This window comes from Vibrio sp. OPT46, from assembly GCF_015163535.1.
Lineage (GTDB): Bacteria > Pseudomonadota > Gammaproteobacteria > Enterobacterales > Vibrionaceae > Vibrio > Vibrio alginolyticus.
On the sequence record NZ_JADDYG010000749.1, the window covers coordinates 552 to 972 of the forward strand.

Annotated in this window: 1 protein-coding gene; it reads left to right on the forward strand. The window is 37.8% G+C overall.

The annotated features are described in order from the left end of the window. Positions 1-216, forward strand: a 216-nt coding sequence (locus IQR33_RS34600; RefSeq protein WP_228014178.1) for a GNAT family N-acetyltransferase, incomplete at its 5' end; no start/stop codon positions are given. Positions 217-421 lie beyond the last annotated feature (205 nt).

Here is a 421-nt window from a genome sequence, read left to right on the forward strand (position 1 = left end):
TTTGGTACAGAATCATTGAAAGCATTAATCAATTGGGCTTCTAATGAACAAACTATTACGGCATTTAGTGCAGTAGTTACAGAAGGTAACGTTGGTTCAGAGAAGGTGCTCATTAAAAGTGGCTTTTCTCTCAAAACAGTAGCGCCAAATGCCTATAAAATTGGCGGTAAACTGTATGCTGATCGTATTTATAGCATCGAAAATATTGTTACATAACAAAGCGTTTAAGGCAGATTCGCAACGCGTGGCATTTTAGGTTCAATTCAGCTTAAGTGTTTACGGCACAATAGTTTAAGTTAGGTGGTAACGTTGCTCACTACTTAACGCGGCGTTAGGTGTATTGGAGACAAAATGACAAATATCAATTTTGAAGAACGGGCAGTAGCATTTATTGATGTTTTAGGCTTTAAAGCGATCGTAG